The organism is Neobacillus sp. GCM10023253, from assembly GCF_042653105.1.
Classification (GTDB): Bacteria; Bacillota; Bacilli; order Bacillales; family Cytobacillaceae; genus Neobacillus; species Neobacillus citreus.
The window spans coordinates 260,897-279,276 of the sequence record NZ_JBHSHV010000012.1; the positions used below are offsets into that span (position 1 = coordinate 260,897).

The following is an 18,380-nucleotide window of genomic DNA, read 5'->3' on the forward strand; positions in this document are numbered from 1 at the left end:
ATCTATTCCTCCTCAACTACGGAGAAATTCTCCGTACGTCCATCCTCCGTAATAATTTGCGTTAATTGTTCTTCAACACTTTTCAATTTATCGTGGCAAAGCTTAGATAACTCCATGCCCTCTTTATAATAAATAATCGCTTCCTCTAAAGGGACATCTCCTTCCTCAAGCTTCCCGACAAGCTGTTCGAGCTTGTTCATTGCCTCTTCAAAGGTTAACTTTTGTTCATTTGTCACTTTTATCCCTCTCCTTTATCTCTTCCACTTTACAGAATAGACTGCCATCAGTCAGCTGGATTTGGACCTGATCAGACACACTCACTTGATTGACGCTTTTAACAAGTCGGTTATCTTCTGTATAAGACAAGCTATAGCCCCGCTCCATAATTTTTAGAGGGCTAAGCGCCTGCAAGGTCGAAAGCATATGGTCAAAATCAGTTTGTTTTTTTGTCAGGATTTGCTTTAATGCCCGGTTCAATTCTTTATGGGTACGTTCGAAATGTTTTCCTGCTTCCTGCAATGCCTCACTTGGGTGGTTTCGCTCGAGTGATTTATCCAAATTAGTTAACTGCTCATTTTTTAATGAAAATAATCGCGATATGCCGCGCACAAGTCTTTCTGTCTCCTTATCAACCTGTTCAAGCTTTTGTTCATAAAGGCGCTGCGGATAACGAAAAGCATAAGATTTTTGGACGCGATTTAATCGTTCTTTCTCATAGCGGAATTTTTCCTGCATAGCGCGAATAAGTCGTGTTTGCCGCTGCAGGGTTCGATCCAGCAATTCCTCTATATGAGGAACAGCAAGTTCTGCGGCACCGGTCGGAGTAGGTGCCCTTAAATCAGCAACGAAATCAGCAATGGTAAAATCCGTTTCATGTCCAACAGCAGAGATGATCGGAATGGCTGATTGGTAGATGGCCCGAGCCACAAGTTCCTCGTTAAATGCCCAAAGCTCCTCAATCGAACCGCCGCCGCGGCCGACTATTAAAACATCAATGTCTTTATTATTGGCTTTTTCAATGGCCTTTGCAATAGAAGGAGCTGCGTTATCCCCCTGCACAAGGGCAGGAAACACCAGAATATTGACAATCGGAAATCGCCTTTTAATCGTTGTGATAATATCACGGATGGCTGCACCAGTTGGTGAGGTTATGACGCCCACTGTTTTTGGAAACATAGGCAGTTCCTTTTTTCTCTCCGGTGCAAACAAGCCTTCTGCTTCAAGCCTTTGTTTTAATTGTTCATAAGCGAGAAATAATTCGCCAATTCCATCAGGCTGCATGTCTTTAATATAAATTTGATACTGTCCACTCGGTTCATAAACGGTGATGTCGCCTTTGACAATCACTTTCATCCCATTTTCCGGCTGAAATTTCATTGCCCTGGAGTGGCTTGAGAACATAACAGCTAGAATTCGCGCCTTATCGTCCTTTAGCGTAAAGTACATATGCCCGCTTGAATGCTGCTTAAAATTCGAAATTTCCCCGCGCACATGAAGATCCCTTAAATGCGGGTCGGCATCAAATTTTCTTTTTATGTATTTGGTTAAAGCATTCACAGATAAATATCTTTGTTCCTGCATAAGTTCTCCTTTTTAAGTCCACAAGATAAAAACTGTCCCTATCCATTATATAATCAGCCCCCCGGTTTGTCCGCAAAAAGAACATAAGGGCTAATCATCATAGATAAGGACAATTTCTTAGACTTATTTGCGGTTCATACTTTCCTTCGCAGACTGTAAGGTATTATACATAAGCATTGTGATCGTCATCGGACCCACACCCTTTGGAACAGGAGTTATGTATCCAGCTTTTTCACTAACTTCAGCAAATGCCACATCACCGCAAAGCTTTCCTGCCTCATTTCGGTTAATTCCAACATCAATAACCACTGCCCCCTCTTTAACATGTTCAGCAGTAATAAAGTTTGGAATTCCCACGGCTGCAACCAGAATATCTGCCTGTCTTGTTTGCTCGGCTAAATCCTTCGTTCTTGAATGGCAATAGGTGACAGTAGCGTGCTGATTAAGCAGTAATTGGCCAACCGGCTTCCCGACGATGTTGCTTCTGCCGACGACAACTGCATGTTTACCGGCAACAGAAATTCCATATTCTTCGAGCAATACCATAATTCCATATGGTGTACATGGCAAAAACGTTTTCTGTCCAGTCATCATTCGGCCTATATTAATGGGATGAAAGCCGTCGACATCTTTTAAAGGAGAAATTGTTTCGATGACTTTTGTCTCATCAATATGCTTTGGCAGTGGAAGCTGGACCAAAATGCCGTGGATCGCAGCATCATTATTCAGCTCTTCAATCTTTGCAAGAAGTTCCGCCTCTGATGTTTCTTCTGGCATTTCAATTAATAATGAGTTCATGCCAAGCTCTTTACATGTTTTCTCTTTATTGGTGACGTAAGTACGGGATGCATGATTATTGCCGACAAGGATAACCACTAAGCCCGGAGTTATCCCCTGACCTTTCAGACTTGAGACCTCTTGGGCAATTTCATGCTTTTTTTTGTCTGCGACTTCTTTTCCATTGATAATAACAGCTGTCATTTTCCTTTTCTCCCTTCCCTTTATCCATCCATTAGTTATTCCATAACAAGCTTTTGTTTTACTTTTGAAAGAATAGCATTAATAAACTTGCTTGATTGGTCATCTCCATATATTTTGGCAATCTCAATTGCTTCATCTAAAATCACATTTTCAGGGACATCAGGCTGCATAAATTTTAATTCATAGGCAGCTATTCTTAAAATATTTCTGTCAACTGCTGCCAAACGATCAATGGACCATTTTTCTAAGTTCTCAATGATTAGCTTGTCAATTTCTTCTTTATGCTCGACTACTCCGAGAACAAGCCGGGATAGATAATCGTCGCCTGCTTCCCCCTCTAATACGTGTTCGATAGCAGAGGATGGCTCGCTCTGTGAGACATCAATTTGAAAGAGTGCTTGTAAAGCCTTTTCTCTTGCAGTTCTTCTTTTCATTATACCGTTAACTCCTTTAGGGATTTTAAGTAATTTATGACTATTTTTCATCCATATTATAGTATTAAAATAATGTCGAAACCTTAGACATAAATTGATAATAGCATAATTAAAATTGATTCGCACTTTGAAATCGATTTCTCTGGATAAATGTAAACTCGCCGATTGGCGAGTCCGATAGGACGAAGACAGAGGCGTAGTTGAATTTATGCGTTAAGAAAGTATAAAGCTTTCGACAGAAAGTTTATACTTTTTTATTAGCAAACAAAAAACCAAAGGAGCGAATCCTTTGGTTTTTGCTTTTATACTTCTTCATCCACAATTGGTTCTACTTTTTGTGTTTCGAATTGGACGCCGACTACGTGGATGTTTACCTCTTCTGCTTCGAGTGCGGTCATGTTAAGTAGTGCTTGGCGGATATTTTCTTGAATTTTCCCTGCCACTGATGGAATGGAAATTCCAAATTTCATTAAACAGTAAACATCAATTTTGATTCCTGTCTCTGTCAGTTCTACCTTTACGCCTTTTCCGTGATTTTTCTTGCCTAGACGCTCCACCACACCTGTTGCAAAGTTTCCGCGCATTCCGGCTACACCTTCAACCTCGGATGCGGCAATACCGGCAATCACTTCAATCACTTCAGGAGCAATTTCGATTTTCCCCAGGCCATTGTTCTCATGTTCCATTTCCAAAATGCTAAATTCGCTCATCGTGCGATCCCTCCAGATTTATACTGACTTCATCACATCATACAACTCCAGGAATTTCGTATTAAACTGGCCTTCGACGAATTTTTCGTGCTCAAGAAGCTTTAAATGAAATGGAATCGTTGTGTGAATACCTTCCACAACAAATTCGCTTAAGGCACGTTTCATTCTTGCGATTGCTTCCTCCCTGGTGCTGCCGTATGCAATTACCTTTGCAATCATGGAATCGTAGTAAGGTGGAATGGTGTATCCTGGATAGGCAGCAGAATCAATCCGAACTCCCAGCCCTCCAGGCGGTAAGTACATATTAATCTTTCCAGCTGAAGGAAGAAAATTCTTCTCCGGATTTTCGGCATTGATCCGGCACTCAATCGCCCAGCCATTGAAGGTCACATCCGCTTGGGTTAACGATAGTTTTTCACCATTTGCCACGCGAATCATTTCTTTAATAAGGTCAATTCCAGTGACCATTTCAGTTACAGGATGCTCTACCTGAATCCTTGTGTTCATCTCCATGAAATAAAATTTCCGATTGCGGTAATCATATATAAATTCTACCGTTCCAGCACCTGAATAATCAACCGCTTTTGCAGCTTTTACAGCAGCATTTCCCATTTCCGCACGAATCTCTCCATCAAGGGCAGGAGAAGGAGTCTCCTCAAGAAGCTTTTGAAGTCTGCGCTGAATCGAGCAATCCCTTTCACCTAAATGAATGGTATTCCCATAATTATCACCAAGGACCTGAATTTCGACATGGCGGAAATCTTCAATGAACTTTTCGATATAAACGCCCGGATTTCCGAAGGCTGTCGCCGCTTCCTGCTGTGTGATATTGATGCCTTTGATTAATTCCTGCTCGTTTCTGGCTACGCGGATTCCTTTACCGCCACCGCCGGCAGTTGCTTTAATAATCACCGGATACTGGATCTTTTTGACAAGCTCAAGGGCTTCGTCAATATCATTAATGATCCCTTTCGATCCAGGAACAATTGGAACCCCCGCTTCCCGCATGGTTTCCCTTGCGATGTCCTTGGTTCCCATCTTTGTAATCGCTTCAGGACTTGGGCCCACAAAGGTAATATTACATTCGCGGCAAAGCTCGGCAAAATCGGCATTTTCTGCCAAAAATCCATAACCAGGATGAATTGCATCACAGCCTGTTAATTTTGCGACACTTATAATATTGGTAACATTTAAGTAACTGTCTTTTGATGACGTTGGTCCAATACAGTAAGCTTCATCAGCCAGCTGAACATGCAATGCTTCACGGTCCGCTTCAGAAAATACCGCAACCGATTCAATTCCCATTTCGCGGCAGGCGCGGATAATCCGAACTGCAATTTCTCCTCTGTTTGCAATTAACAGTTTTTTTATCATTCCGTTACGCTCCTTATTCTGGCTTTACTAAAAATAACGGCTGTCCGTACTCGACTAATTGGCCATCTTTAACTAGCACTTCGACAATTTCTCCGGTTACTTCTGCCTCAATTTCATTAAATAGCTTCATCGCTTCTACAATACAAACGATGGAATCCTTCGTTACTTTTGAACCTGCTTTTACATAAGCCTCTGCTTCTGGACTTGGGGAAGCATAGAATGTTCCTACCATTGGTGAAGTAATTTTATGTAAATTCGTATCCTCTGTTTCAACAGCTGCAGCCTTTGGTGCTTCCTGTTTAACAGCTTGAACAGGTGCCTGCGGGGCCGGGGCCGGCACTGGGGCTGCTTGAACGGCCACAGGAGCTAGGGCAGCTGCCGGTTGTACAGCAGGCTGAACAACAGTTACACCATTATTCTTTTTCATTTGAATTTTAGAGCCTTCGTTTTCATATACAAATTCTTCAATACTGGATTGATCAACAAGTTTAATTAATTCGCGAATTTCTTGAACCTTTAACATTGAATAACACCCTCTTGTTCAAATTAAAATTATTACTTGCTACTAATACTATACCTTAAGACTTCATGTGAGTTCAATCATCTTAATTATAAATGAAAACTCACCGATTGGCGAGTCCGCTAGGACGGTTCATGAGGTGTAGTTGAATTTATACTTCCCTATTAGCTAAAACACAAAAACAGGAAAGCGCAAAAGCGCTTTCCTAACCTCTCTTTTTATTTGGATGGCTGGAAAGTAACGGCTACAAAATTACTTTCACCGATCTCCTTTTTCACTTCTAAGATTATTTTATTTGCAGCTGAAGCAGATGGCTTTTTCTTGGATTTAACGGTTACTCTTACCTTTTCACCATCAGCTCTTACCAATGCATCCTCATAGCCCATTGTTTTAATCATCGTTTCTAATAATTCTTCCTTTTGAGCAATGTCATTCAGCTTTTGCATTTGATCCTTCGCTTTCATCCGCTCTTCTGCTGGAAGATCAGTGGAAGCCATAGTAGCTGTTAATTCTTCCTTCTGTTCGCCACGCAGTTCATCAAGCTTTAAGCGAAGCTCTTCAAATTCCGCATCACCGGCAACTGTAGAAACGACTGTTTTTCCATCCTTTGCTTCGGTTTTCGTTTTAGTATCCTTATTTGCCACCTCGTTCTTCACATTTTTCTCCACAGAGGCAAGGTCTGTGCTCTTTTGCTCTGGAGATGTGATGTAATAAACCGACAATACCACGACCAGACTCAACATCGTTAATAACCAAACTGTTTGCTTTTTCAATAGCATTCTAAAAATCCCCCTTTTATTTTTTAGGAACAACTGATACACGATGGCTCGAAACTCCTAAAACCCGTGTAACAGCTTCGACTATCCATTTTTTCACTTGAATATTTTCTGCACCTTTCGCTACGACTAAGACACCGCGAATATCCGGCTTCTTGGTTTCCACGACAACCGGCACTTCTTTTTCGCCATTTCGGATAATCACCAGCTGCTCATCAACGGTATTATCCTGAACCTTGCGCTGGCCGCCCTGAGTATCCGATTCCTCGGTTGTTTGCGATTTGTTTGACCGATTCTTTTCGAAAATTTTCTTGTCTGAAGAATCAATGTTAACAATCACGGTAACATCATCGACACCCAGCATTTCCTGGAGTGCTTTCTTTAATTGGTCCTCATATTTTTCTTCATATTCAGCAATGGTTTTATTGCCAGAGCTTTTATTCAATCCAAAAGCGGCGACATCCTCATCGCCACCCGTCTTTGCGGTTGTGGCTGCCGGAATGGCCGTGGAGCCAGTGTCATTTTTTAACACGATATTTCCAACAAGCATTAGGCTTGCTCCAATACACAGAACAAGAAGCATATACTGGAATTTCCCCGGCTTTTTACCTGATTTTTCATCCTGCTCATCCATTCTAAGCAGTTTTTTCAGCCATGAAATTGGCCCTTTATTATTACCCATTTTTCTTCTGGATCCCCCCTTCAATCGAAACATCAACTGTTTCTTCTGTTACGTTCCATTTTTTAGAGAGAAATGCGGCAATTTTTTCTGTTTCTTCTGCCCGTTTTTTAGATGGAAGAGGTGCTTCTGTGTTGATTACTACTGGTTTAACTGCTTCGACTGTCTTTTCTCCTGTTTCTGGCTGTTTCAGAAGAACCATTACCTTTTGGAGGTTTTCAGGGAATGCTCGGTCACTTTCTGCATTTGTTTCTACATCAATTTGTGCGATTTCCAATCCATACTGCTCCATTAACTCCCCCTCTACACCCTTTTTTAGCTGGACAGCCATTTCTTTTAAAATATATGCATGCTGAGAGGCTTGTATTTCTTTTTTCTTCGAATCTATTAAATTTTTCATATTTTTTTCTTCAGGAGCCTGATAAGAAGGAATAGCTGCGATAGCTCCCTCAAAATCCTTTGAAATAATCTTGAAGAGAGGAGTTAGAATAATGGCAATTAACAAAAGGCCCGTCACCATCTTCGTATATTTCTGCATGCTTGAATTTGGCAGCAGCATATCAATCACCGTGGCCAACAGGATAAATAGAATGATATTTGTAACCCACTCTTTTAAAAATTCCATTTTGCTCACCCACTCCCTATCGCATCATCATCGTCAAATTTCCGGCTGCGATTATGACTGTTATACTTAGAAAAAACATCAATGAGACAATCCCTAATGCGGCGAAAACATAGATGACACTTTTGCTGATAATATCAAGGCAAGTGATAATGGGCCCTCCGCCTAACGGCTGAAGGATGGCGGCAGCAAATTTATAGATAAATGAAATCATCAAAATTTTAAATGCAGGGAAGGCAACTATAATCAGCAAAATGGCCACTCCGGCAATCCCAACTGAATTTTTTAAAAGCACTGAGGCACTGACAACCGTATCCGTCGCATCGGTAAACATCCTGCCAATAACCGGGATGAAATTTCCGGTAATAAATTTAGCAGTCCGTATCGTAATTCCGTCTGTTACCGCTGTAGATGCTCCCTGGACGGAAATTACCCCTAGAAATACGGTTAAAAACAGTCCCATTAAACCGATGCTCCAGTTTCTTAACAGCGCGGCCAATTGAGTGACCTTATATTGATCAGACATCGTGCTGACAATGCTTAGTAAAGCTGCCAGGAACAAAAGCGGCAGAATTACGTATTGCATTAATAATCCACTCATATTCATCAAGAACAAGATAACGGGGTGAAAAAACGCTGCCGACACCAGTCCGCCCGATGCAGCCATCAAAGCAAGCAGCAAAGGAATCAAGGCGAGAACGAAGGAGATCATTGTTCCAATCGCTTCGTTTGTATAGGAAATGGCGATATGAAAACTATTTAAAGCGATAATCACGAGCACCATATACACAATCGCATAGGCCACTTTGCTAATATTGCTTTTTTCAAAGGCATTTTGCATCGTTTGCAGAAACATACTGAATATCGATAGCATGATTAATGAACCGAGCAATTTGCCGTTGGCCAGGAACTCATGGAAAAGGAATTTTAGAAATCCCATACCCCACTGCTTGAACGAAAACTCTTTCTCGCCTTTGATAAAGTCATACAGGCTTCCCTTCTGGCTCTCCGGAAGAAAACCGCCGTATTTATTGCTAATATCTTCCCAAAACTGTTTAAGCTCTGTTAAATCCAAGCTTTCTAGCTGTGAATCCACCAGCTCCTGCGGCGAAAGAGGGCTGGTATTGGCTTGAGTGGGCTCTGACCCCTGTGCAGCTTGGACACTTGGACTATAGCAAAAAAAGACTAAGAGAATGATAATTGGAATAATCTGCAGCCACTGCTTCATCTTTTACTAACACCTCTTCCCGAAAACGATTAATTCGGAATTAGTTTGATTATGGTTTCGATTAATACAGTAAGAATTGGTATAGCCATGGCGAGTATAATGACTTTTCCTGCTAATTCAATTTTTGAGGCGACGGCCCCCTGGCCCGCATCCTTTGTAATCTGAACGGCAAATTCGGCGATATAGGCAATCCCGATTATTTTAAGAATCGTCTCAACATAAACGAGATTCACCTTTGCATTTATGGCCAGTCTTTCGAGCATATGAATGATTTCGTAGATCTTGTCCACCAGAAAAAGAAATATCGAGCAGCCAACAAAGACTATTAATAGGAAGGCGATGTTCGGTTTTTGTTCCTTAATAATTAAGGCAAGAAAGGTAGCGACGAGGGCAATTCCAACTATTTTAATAATTTCAATGGCAAAGCCCCCCTTTCTATTGGAACAAAAAGACCGATTTTATTTTTTGGAACAGATCATCTACGATGGATGCCACTTGAAATAAAATATAAATAAAGCCAAACAAGGTTACCCATTGCGCATATTCCTTTTTCCCAACTTGATCAAGAACTGTATGCAAAAAGGCGACCACAATGCCGACACCTGCTATTTTGAAAATAATATCCACTTCTAAACCCATTGCTTTTCCCCCTAAAATAATAAAATTATCAACAATAATCCTGATAAGAATCCAAGACTCTTGACCATTTTTTCGTACTTCGCTTGTGCTTGGACAGCCTCTGCTTCTTCTCTTTCCAGATGGGAAAGGGTCAGCATGATGTGTTTCTGCTGGGAAAAGCGGTCATGTCGGCCAAGGGTTTCGCCAAATTGCCTCATAATTTCATATTCGCCCTGTTTTAATGCAGTCGATTTCCATATTTCCTTTAGGCTCGATTCCCAAGCCTCTTTTACAGTTGTCTCTGAATTGGTCAACTTCCCTGCAAAGCTCTCAAAAAAAGTGGATAGGGGCTTAGCCATCTGGGCTGCCAGCCGTCTTGCGGCTTCATGAAGAGGCGTATGCCCATACATGATCTCAGCCTCAAGGGATTGCAGGGCAAATTTCAAAGCTCGCAGCTGCTTCGGCCGCTCGCTAAGGTTTCTTGCGGCCTCAAAGCCTGTGAAGGTAGTGGCAACAACAATAAAAATGGCACCAATCAGCTTAACCATCTATGTCACGCTCGCTTTTTGGTTTAATTTTTGTCCGCTTCCATCCAAAATTTCCGTGATCGTCCCCGGACCAGCCTTACGGCTAAGGATTATTAACCGATCAAAGATTCCTTGGCTGAGTATTTCCTTTAACGAAGGCCTTTTGCTGATTTCTTCCAGGCTCGTCCCATGGGTCGTCATGAACAGCTTGATGCCGGCATGAACGGCTTCCTGGATTGCTTCGGCATCTTCTTTACGGCCAATTTCATCTACGACCAGAACTTCCGGGCTCATCGAGCGGATCATCATCATCATTCCCTCCGCTTTAGGGCAGGCATCAAGAACATCCACACGGTACCCGAAGGTTAATTGCGGGATTCCATTTACACATCCCGCTATTTCACTCCGCTCATCGACAATGCCTACTTTGGAGGCAGCAATGTTCCGGTAACCTGTTGAGATAATCCTTGCAACATCCCGCAGCAGTGTTGTTTTTCCTGTTTGCGGCGGCCCGATAATCATCGTGTTCATCCAGTTTCCATTGCAGATGTAGGGAATAATAGGTTCGGCACTGCCGAGCTTTTCTTTCGCAATTCGAATGTTAAACGAAGATATATCCCTTATCGCCTTTACTCTTTCATTCTCCAGAATGACTTTTCCGGCTAGACCGATTCGATGGCCGCCTGAAACAGTGATATATCCGCGCTTAAGCTCCTCTTCCAAGGTATAAATGGAAAAATGGCTAATTTTATTCATTAACTGAACGGCATCTTCAGGCTGAATAATATACGATAGAAAGGTTGGCGCTCCCCTCATCGTTAATTCGATGGGCCGATTAATACGAATCCGAATTTCTTCGATTTCCTTTTTTTGGACAGGAGGGATTTGATTGATCAGGTCGGCGATTTTTCTTGGTAAAAAATTAAGTAAGGTTTCCACGAAAGCTTCCTCCTTGATTTACCCTTCTCATTAATTAAAATGTATGCCTGCTTGGACACATTATGACTGACAAATCTTCTAAAAATTGCTTTCACTCTATTTTTTTACATCTATTTAATAGAAACGAAAAACGGGGACAGTTCTTCTGCTCAAAAGCAGAAGAACCGTCCCCGTGCATCATTTATCGTATTTCTTAATCCAGTTATACATTTGCATTTCGGTAACCGGACCATTGTAGTGTTCTCTTATAATTCCTTGCTTATCAATGACAAAAGTCTCAGGCTGGCCAGTTACGTTATATTGCTTGGAAACTTTGGCATTATAGTCGAATAAATAAACCATTCCTTCTTTATTGTCATTTGTTACCTTTTTAATTCGGTCAATGGTTTCGCCACGGTTTATCATAAGCAATGGATATTTGCCGCCATAATCCTTTTGAAAGGCTGCTAATTCCGGGAACTCATCCTTACAAGGCTTGCACCAGCTTGCAAAGTAGTTTAAAATCACGACTTTACCCTTATAATCTGAAAGCTTTGTCGTTCCGCCATCATAATTAGGCAGTTCAAAATTAAAGGCTTTATCGCCAACATCGGTATGTTTGCCTTTTGTGACAAGGCTATAACCAAAAAATCCGAACATCGCGATAATAAGAATCAACACAAGTGGTTTAATAACCCGCTGGTTCATTCGCACTTCCTCCTGACGGGCTGTCTCCCAGCCTTATTCCTTCCTATTTATCTAACTGCTTTAAAAACTCAATTTCCTTTTTCAGCTTGTCATGCCGTTTTCCAATAATGAGCATATACGCAAAAATCACAACCCAAGCAACAGAATAAGCACCTAACATATATTCATAATTCATGATTGGTTCCTCCTATTTATCTAATGACTCTCTTAATCTTTCCTTATATTGTTCTACTGTTATTTTCATTTTTTCAAAAGAAACACCCTTATGAAGTAGATAGGAATAAAGAATAGTAAAAGCTGTAATCGTGACCAGCAAGGCGACAAGCATTGTATCCTCAATTCCGCCGCCTTTTTGAGAAGGTCCATCACCAAAAACAATTGGGTGGAACTTTGTCTGCCACCAGCGGATTGCAAAGAAGACAATCGGTACGTCGGCAAAGCCAATAATTCCGAAGACTGCGGCGAGTCTTGCTTTCTTATCCCAAACCCCATCCATTTGCCGAATCATGATATAGGCAATGTAAATAAAGAATAGAATGAGCGTTGTAATAAGGCGCGGTTCCCATACCCACCAGGTATTCCAAGCGGATCTTGCCCAGATTGGACCTGTTGTCAGAACGATAATCGTGAAAACAACACCAATTTCTGCGGAAACATAGGCATACGTGTCATAAATCCTTTTCCGCTTTATTAAAAATAAAATGCTGAAAACGAATGTTACAAAAAACGCCAAGAAGGCAAGCCACGCTGAGCTTACGTGGTAATAGAAAATTTTTTGCGCAGCCCTCATGGTTTTTTCTTCATCTGCAAAAATAAAGATAAAATATAGTGCCGTAAACATCGATATGATGGTTGCGCCAAACAATACTTTTCCTAGGTTAACACTTTTCGTGTCTGTCAATTGCGAAGGGGGCAGGACCGCTTTTTCCCGTTCGAGATTCATACTCATCACTTAAACCTCCAGCACATAATCAATTAATAAGAAACAAACAACAAAGAAAATCACATCATACGCTGTAACCAGCTGAATCCACGCCAAAGCGCTCGAAAACTGATCCAGGTTCGTTAAAATGATTTTAGTTGCCTGAACCACACCGATTAAAATAGGGGTGGTAATTGGAAATAACAACAGCGGCAGCAGCATTTCACTGCTTTTGGAATTCGCCGCAAGAGCTGCCAAAAAAGTCCCGATGGCAATAAAGCCAAAGCTTCCTAAAAAAATCACCAATAAAAAATACGGAAAACTGCCAAGAAATTTAAAATCAAATAATAAGAATAAAAACGGAACAGAAACAATTTCAACAACTAATATCATCGCAAAGTTTGCCAAGAACTTGCCTAAGTAAATACTGGCGGCCTCCATCGGTGCAACAAGCAGCCCCTGCATCGTATCGTTCCGCTGCTCCGAAATGAACGACCGGTTAAGACCCAAAATACCGGAAAACACAATAATGACCCAAATAATCCCGGGGATTACAGCCTTTGTCGTGTTATTGGCCGGATCAAAGGCAAAACTGAATACAACGATGACGAGTCCGGCAAAGATAATTTGCGTGACCAAAATTTGTTTTGTTTTTAACTCTGAATATAAATCTTTTTGGGCAAGCAAGAAGGCTGTGCGAAATAGATTCATGATACACCCTCCACCTGCAGCTCATATTTTTGTGAAACATATCCCAAGCTTGAATTTTCAATTCTGAAGTCATCGACAATTTTGCCGTTTTTGACAATAACAATGCGGTCGCAGATTTCTGCTGCCTGCTTGAAATCATGGGTGACCATTAAGGTTGTCGTTCCTTTCTCTTTCATGGAGAGAATCACATTGTTTAAAATGGCAATAGCGCCCTGGTCCAGCCCAGTATGCGGCTCATCCAGCAGCAATACTTCAGGTTCATGAATAATCGCTCTGGCAATGGCAATTCGTTGGATCATGCCGCGCGAGAAATTTTTGACCGGTTCATTTAAAAAGAAGGATAAACCCACTTCTTTAACAAGCTCGGCCGCTTTTTGTTCTACATTTTTAACCCCATATATATTCCCGAAGAAGACGAGGTTTTCTAATGGGGAGTAATGGTCGTAAAGCAAGCTGGAATGAGGCAGATAGCCTAATATTTTTTTTATTTCAAGCGAATCTTTCTTCAAGTCCAAACCATTGATCTTGATCATTCCTGATGTCGGTTTAATCAATGAGGCCAGCACCTTTAGAAGCGTGCTCTTTCCTGCCCCGTTTGGACCAAGAATCCCGACAGTTTCCCCTTTATGGATAGAGAGGTCAACACCACGTAAGATCAGCTTGTTTTCAGCCTGCTTCGTCAGTTTTTTAATTTCTATCATTTGCGCATCCCTCCCACTCCAGCTGCTATTCTACAAAATTGCGTAAATTTAATTTCACGTGAACCAAGTGCTGTTTGTAAGCATCAAGCTTGGCATGATATTCCTCTTCAGTCAGCTTTCCATCACCGAAGGTTTCTTCCAATTCGATAATCTTATCCATGATCGCTTTCTGCTTTGACATTAACAGCTTAAAGGCTTTTTCCTCCTTATCAGCACCAAGTCGCTCACTTTCAAATCTCGCTTTTCTTCTAAAGTAGGCATAATAGGATAATCCTGCGATAACGATTGCTCCTAAAATAATCAGAAAAATATGCGGATTAAAACGATGCAATGGTGATTGCGCCCACATCCTGAGGTGGCCCGGATTATGGAAAGCCGGTGCAGTGTGGGTAACGGACGTGTTTTTAGCGGTTCCCCCAGCTGCCTGTGTTTGCGTGGTACTATCAGCTTTGGGCTGGATATCCTTGTTATACTCCAGCTTAAAGGACTGACCTGCTTTTAAATTTTCAATACTGTATCCCCAATAATTTTGATCATCAAATTTAAACAGACCCTGATTGGTTGATTGTGCCCCTTTTATCTCAATGCTTCCCCTGCCCTCTGGTACGAGAATTTGGAGCATCTGAACCGGGTAGTCAACCGTAAGATTGATTTCTTTATCCTTTGGCATCCGATAGCTATATGGCAGCACCATGGTTTGGTTGCCTGGAATCGACGTAGTTGTAATAAATCCTTTATCCACCTGTTTAAACGCAATTTTGTTATCTAGAAAATTTAAATCCTTGGCCCCTTCTGGCAGCGTTACAGTTAGTACCGCTTCATTCTGGTCATCGCCTTTATACTCTTCTGCCGATTTATTGGTGTAATCGACCATATTCATCAGATTTGTTGAACCGTCTTCGGCCGGACTGACAACGAGGTAATGCATATCAATCAAAATATTGGAGTCGGATGCTGCCAAACCCTTTACAGGAATAAACAGCATCAGGCCCAGGAGGATAACGGTGATTTTACGAATCACTTTTCATCCCTCCTTTTGCTTTTGTAACTTTTCATTTGTTCTTCAATTTCTTTTTCCACTTCTGCCATTAAATCTTTATCTGTGGTGCCGCTGATTATTTCTTCTTCCTTCATAATGCTCGCTATTTCTATTTCATATTGTCTTTTTAAATTTTTATAATCAGCAGGGGAAATCTTATCCATTTTGTACTCAAACTCTATTTCGTTTAACGTAGTCAATAGGGCTTCCTTTGTTGAGGCTAAGTCTTGATTTTTCGAACCGAGATGTAAGTACGTATCCCACTTAAATAACGGTGACAAAATTAGAAACAAGCAAGTTAACGCCAAGGCAGCGGAAAAAATCATTGAAATGATGGAGATATCGTGCATTTTGTTCACATCCTATAGATACTTTTTACGTTCTTCATCAATTATAGAAGAGAGAATTTCGCCTTCCACTTCTTCCTCAGCCGTCTGATTTTCCATCACTGGTTCTTCCGTCCCTTTTCGTTTGACCCATTTACGAATAACAAAGAACAATCCACCACCAGCGGTACCTAATGCCACAAACGGCAGTACCCAGGCAGTCAAGCTAAATCCGTTTTTCTCAGGAGCGGTTAAAATTTCTTCGCCATAAATATTCACGTAATAGTCTCGAATCTTGTCCTTATCCCAGCCCTTATTCATCATATCGACCAGGTCAGATTTAAAATCCTTTGTTAATTGGCAAGTATTAGGATCACATTCATAATGGTCCTGTCCGCACCCGCATGTACAAGCAAACTGCTGCGCAACGGCTTTAAATTCTGGTGATTTATAGTCAAATTCTTTTGCTTCGGCATGAAAGATTGAACCTTGGAAGATAAACGCAATAAGGAGGAGCCCCAGATAAATTTTATTTCTCATGCTATGCCACCTCTTTGCGTACCCCGGTGTATCTCGGAGTAACATTTCCATATTTTCCGTTCCAAACGGCGAAAAGTGCACCAATGACAATCATAAATGATCCCATCCATAACCAGTTCATCATCGGATTAACCTTTACCACAAATGTAGCCTTCCCATCATCCTCCCAGGCACTTAAAACAATATATAAGTCTTCCTTCATTGAGGAGATAATCGCCACTTCAGAAGAAGGCTGCTCCCAGTTCCCATAGAAAACTTTTTCGGGCTGGAAAGTGCCTAATCTTTTTCCATTTTTAAATACAGTTACATCAGCGTAAACAATATCGTTTATTCCTTCCCGTTTTTGATCAAGCCGCTCGTAATTTAGCCGGTAATTATTAATCTCAAGCGAACCGCCTAATGGTACAGTTTTCATTGTTTCAACATCATAGTTTTGTGAACCAATAATCCCCATGGTGATGAAGGCAATTCCAAGGTGGACAATATATCCCCCGTAACGGCGACGGTTTCGAATCATCAGGCGGTAAAGGGCAGTTAACGGTTTTTCCTTCGTCATTTTTCTTCTTGCCTGAACCCCTCTATAAAACTCTAAGAAGTGAGTGATAAATAATAGAGTAATAACTCCGTAGCCAATGACGGCCCACGCTTTCTGAATACCCAGCACCACCATTAAAACCATAGCGATAACAGCAAGAATGGCAGGAATCAAAAAGTTCTTCCGAAGATTTTTCACGCTTGAACGCTGCCAAGCCAAGAGCGGACAAACTGCCATCACAAACATCATGGACAATAGAATCGGCGCTTCTACTTTGTTGAAGAATGGCAAGCCGACCGTTACCTTTGTGCCGCGAACTGCTTCTGAAACGAGCGGGAAAATCGTTCCCCAAAAAACAGCAAAGGCTGCACCAACAAGAAGTAAGTTATTAACTAAAAAGCTGCTTTCCTTTGAGACAAAGGATTGAAACTCTCCCGCACTGCGTTTTAACAGACTATAGCGGCTCATTAGCACATACAATGCACCAATTACGGCAATAGCCATAAAGATTAAGAAGTATAATCCCAAATTGGAATTCGCAAAGGCATGCACTGATGTCAATACTCCGCTTCGAACCAGGAATGTGCCGAATAGTGTCAGGGCATAGGAAACGATAATTAGGCAGATATTCCAGATCTTCAGCATATTCTTCCGCTCTTGAATCATCACAGAATGCAGGAAGGCAGTAGCTGTCAACCACGGCATAAACGAAGCATTCTCAACCGGATCCCATGCCCAGTAGCCGCCCCAGCCTAACTCTACATAGGCCCATTGGCCGCCAAAGATATTTCCGAGACTCAAGAATAACCACGCGATAATGGTCCAGCGTCTTGTCATTTTAATCCAGAAATCATCGACGTTTTTCATGATTAAGGCCGCCATTGCAAAAGCAAATGGGATGGCAAGACCTACATAACCAAGGTAAAGTGTGACAGGGTGGATAATCATCCCTGGATTTTGCAGCATTGGGTTTAATCCTTTTCCTTCAAGCGGGATCTCATCAAGCAACACAAATGGCTTTGCAACAAATCCCAAGATAAAGAAGAAGAAAACCGCATTGGCCATTAGGATCGCTGAAATGTATGGAACCATTGGGTTCCCTTTCATCTTCCTTGAAAAAACAATCATGACGGTGTATAAAGTTAAGAAGAATGTCCAAAGTAACAAGGAGCCGGCATTACCTGCCCACAGGGCAGTCAGTTTATAAATAATCGGTAGTTCGCTGCTTGTATAGTCTTTTACGTATTCAAATTGGAATTGGGAAGTAGCTAATAGGTAGAACATCGACAGCATAGCCATTGACGTACAAACTAGCAATGCAATATTTCCGCCTTTTCCACTATTTATGAGCTTTTGATTTTTCGTGCTGATTCCCAGTGTTATAACTAAGAGTGAATAGATTGCAACCGCAAATCCAATATAAATGGCCGCATTAGCAAATAGATACATTTCGTCACCTTCTTATGTTTGCCTGTTATTTTTCTTTCGGTGGCTGATTCAGCTTGTCCTTATGGGTTTCCGGATCGTAGTTCTTCATGTCTTTTCCTTCATATTTGGATGGGCATCTCGTTTTCACTGTTTCAGCAGCGAAAGTATCTTTTTTGGTCGGCGAGCCTTGGAGAATAGTGATTACCCCTTCAGAGAAATTGTCAGGCTTTGGCCCATTATGAATAACATGCATGATATGTCCTTCGTTGTCTTTCACATCAAATTTCAACTCTATTTTGTCAGGATTCCATTTAATAGAGTCTTCGATTAAAAGTCCTTCAACGGTTACAAAATCATCTTCGTGCTCATCTTGGGTGGCCAAGAGATCTTTTAAGGTTAATTCAATTCCGCTCGAACCTGGAGTGGCAGCCATTAAGAGAAAAACAATTGCACCGGCAATAATAAATCCCCCGAGGAGAACTAACGTATTTTTCTTCATTCT

The 18,380-nt window shown here is 41.4% G+C and carries 25 protein-coding genes; all 25 read right to left on the reverse strand.

The genetic code is table 11. The features are described from left to right. Positions 1-2: 2 nt before the first annotated feature. The 25 genes from ACFPA1_RS15355 to ACFPA1_RS15475 all read right to left on the reverse strand — a co-directional run bounded on the left by ACFPA1_RS15355 (position 3) and on the right by ACFPA1_RS15475 (position 18,377). Positions 3-236 (reverse strand): exodeoxyribonuclease VII small subunit, encoded by a 234-nt coding sequence (locus tag ACFPA1_RS15355; RefSeq protein WP_213144906.1) that lies wholly within the window; start codon positions 234-236, stop codon positions 3-5. Continuing rightward, a complete protein-coding gene (gene xseA / locus ACFPA1_RS15360) occupies positions 226-1,581 on the reverse strand; it encodes an exodeoxyribonuclease VII large subunit (RefSeq protein WP_213144905.1) in 1,356 nt (451 codons plus the stop codon). Before xseA ends, ACFPA1_RS15355 begins: the two co-directional genes overlap by 11 nt. Positions 1,582-1,704: 123 nt before the next feature. Next, positions 1,705-2,562 (reverse strand): bifunctional methylenetetrahydrofolate dehydrogenase/methenyltetrahydrofolate cyclohydrolase FolD, encoded by an 858-nt coding sequence (gene folD / locus ACFPA1_RS15365; protein WP_213144904.1) that lies wholly within the window; start codon positions 2,560-2,562, stop codon positions 1,705-1,707. A 35-nt stretch (positions 2,563-2,597) separates the two neighbouring features. Continuing rightward, positions 2,598-2,996 (reverse strand): transcription antitermination factor NusB, encoded by a 399-nt coding sequence (gene nusB, locus ACFPA1_RS15370; protein ID WP_213144903.1) that lies wholly within the window; start codon positions 2,994-2,996, stop codon positions 2,598-2,600. Positions 2,997-3,298: 302 nt separating this feature from the next. Then, on the reverse strand, positions 3,299-3,706 hold the full coding sequence (locus ACFPA1_RS15375) for an Asp23/Gls24 family envelope stress response protein (RefSeq protein ID WP_213120236.1): 408 nt from the start codon (positions 3,704-3,706) through the stop codon (positions 3,299-3,301). An 18-nt stretch (positions 3,707-3,724) separates the two neighbouring features. Continuing rightward, on the reverse strand, positions 3,725-5,080 hold the full coding sequence (accC, locus tag ACFPA1_RS15380) for an acetyl-CoA carboxylase biotin carboxylase subunit (RefSeq protein ID WP_213144902.1): 1,356 nt from the start codon (positions 5,078-5,080) through the stop codon (positions 3,725-3,727). Positions 5,081-5,093: 13 nt separating this feature from the next. Continuing rightward, a complete protein-coding gene (gene accB / locus ACFPA1_RS15385) occupies positions 5,094-5,603 on the reverse strand; it encodes an acetyl-CoA carboxylase biotin carboxyl carrier protein (protein ID WP_213144901.1) in 510 nt (169 codons plus the stop codon). Positions 5,604-5,818: 215 nt separating this feature from the next. Then, complete coding sequence (locus ACFPA1_RS15390) at positions 5,819-6,379, reverse strand: SpoIIIAH-like family protein (protein ID WP_213144900.1); 561 nt, start codon at positions 6,377-6,379, stop codon at positions 5,819-5,821. Between the two features lie 16 nt (positions 6,380-6,395). Then, on the reverse strand, positions 6,396-7,058 hold the full coding sequence (spoIIIAG, locus tag ACFPA1_RS15395) for a stage III sporulation protein AG (RefSeq protein WP_378584028.1): 663 nt from the start codon (positions 7,056-7,058) through the stop codon (positions 6,396-6,398). Continuing rightward, positions 7,051-7,680 (reverse strand): stage III sporulation protein AF, encoded by a 630-nt coding sequence (gene spoIIIAF / locus ACFPA1_RS15400; RefSeq protein WP_213144898.1) that lies wholly within the window; start codon positions 7,678-7,680, stop codon positions 7,051-7,053. The genes spoIIIAG and spoIIIAF overlap by 8 nt, the downstream gene beginning before the upstream one ends. 16 nt (positions 7,681-7,696) lie before the next feature. After that, a complete protein-coding gene (gene spoIIIAE / locus ACFPA1_RS15405; RefSeq protein WP_213144897.1) occupies positions 7,697-8,905 on the reverse strand; it encodes a stage III sporulation protein AE in 1,209 nt (402 codons plus the stop codon). Positions 8,906-8,934: 29 nt separating this feature from the next. Further along, positions 8,935-9,315: a stage III sporulation protein AD gene (spoIIIAD, locus tag ACFPA1_RS15410; protein ID WP_241113860.1), complete on the reverse strand. Its 381-nt coding sequence runs from the start codon at positions 9,313-9,315 to the stop codon at positions 8,935-8,937. A 25-nt stretch (positions 9,316-9,340) separates the two neighbouring features. Beyond that, a complete protein-coding gene (gene spoIIIAC, locus ACFPA1_RS15415; RefSeq protein ID WP_007084610.1) occupies positions 9,341-9,544 on the reverse strand; it encodes a stage III sporulation protein AC in 204 nt (67 codons plus the stop codon). 11 nt (positions 9,545-9,555) lie between these two features. After that, positions 9,556-10,071 (reverse strand): stage III sporulation protein SpoIIIAB, encoded by a 516-nt coding sequence (gene spoIIIAB / locus ACFPA1_RS15420; protein WP_213144896.1) that lies wholly within the window; start codon positions 10,069-10,071, stop codon positions 9,556-9,558. Beyond that, positions 10,072-10,989: a stage III sporulation protein AA gene (gene spoIIIAA, locus ACFPA1_RS15425; protein WP_213144895.1), complete on the reverse strand. Its 918-nt coding sequence runs from the start codon at positions 10,987-10,989 to the stop codon at positions 10,072-10,074. Positions 10,990-11,166: 177 nt separating this feature from the next. Then, positions 11,167-11,676, reverse strand: coding sequence for a TlpA family protein disulfide reductase (locus ACFPA1_RS15430; RefSeq protein WP_213144894.1), 510 nt, complete (start codon positions 11,674-11,676; stop codon positions 11,167-11,169). Positions 11,677-11,719: 43 nt separating this feature from the next. Then, positions 11,720-11,851, reverse strand: coding sequence for a CcmD family protein (locus ACFPA1_RS15435; protein WP_213144893.1), 132 nt, complete (start codon positions 11,849-11,851; stop codon positions 11,720-11,722). 12 nt (positions 11,852-11,863) lie between these two features. After that, positions 11,864-12,625: a cytochrome c biogenesis protein gene (locus ACFPA1_RS15440; protein WP_213144892.1), complete on the reverse strand. Its 762-nt coding sequence runs from the start codon at positions 12,623-12,625 to the stop codon at positions 11,864-11,866. A gap of 3 nt (positions 12,626-12,628) precedes the next feature. Further along, complete coding sequence (locus ACFPA1_RS15445; protein ID WP_213144891.1) at positions 12,629-13,309, reverse strand: heme exporter protein CcmB; 681 nt, start codon at positions 13,307-13,309, stop codon at positions 12,629-12,631. Then, the gene (locus tag ACFPA1_RS15450) at positions 13,306-14,010 is read right to left on the reverse strand and encodes an ABC transporter ATP-binding protein (protein ID WP_213144890.1); all 705 of its coding nucleotides are present in this window, start codon (positions 14,008-14,010) and stop codon (positions 13,306-13,308) included. Before ACFPA1_RS15450 ends, ACFPA1_RS15445 begins: the two co-directional genes overlap by 4 nt. A 25-nt stretch (positions 14,011-14,035) precedes the next feature. Beyond that, on the reverse strand, positions 14,036-15,031 hold the full coding sequence (locus tag ACFPA1_RS15455) for a hypothetical protein (protein WP_213144889.1): 996 nt from the start codon (positions 15,029-15,031) through the stop codon (positions 14,036-14,038). Beyond that, positions 15,028-15,399, reverse strand: coding sequence for a hypothetical protein (locus tag ACFPA1_RS15460; RefSeq protein ID WP_213144888.1), 372 nt, complete (start codon positions 15,397-15,399; stop codon positions 15,028-15,030). The genes ACFPA1_RS15455 and ACFPA1_RS15460 overlap by 4 nt, the downstream gene beginning before the upstream one ends. 12 nt (positions 15,400-15,411) lie before the next feature. Continuing rightward, positions 15,412-15,915, reverse strand: a complete 504-nt coding sequence (locus ACFPA1_RS15465; RefSeq protein ID WP_213144887.1) for a cytochrome c-type biogenesis protein — start codon at positions 15,913-15,915, stop codon at positions 15,412-15,414. Between the two features lies 1 nt (position 15,916). Then, entirely contained in the window at positions 15,917-17,899 is a 1,983-nt protein-coding gene (locus ACFPA1_RS15470; protein ID WP_213144886.1) for a heme lyase CcmF/NrfE family subunit, read from the reverse strand. Positions 17,900-17,924: 25 nt separating this feature from the next. Then, positions 17,925-18,377 (reverse strand): cytochrome c maturation protein CcmE, encoded by a 453-nt coding sequence (locus ACFPA1_RS15475; RefSeq protein WP_213144885.1) that lies wholly within the window; start codon positions 18,375-18,377, stop codon positions 17,925-17,927. Between the last annotated feature and the right edge of the window lie 3 nt (positions 18,378-18,380).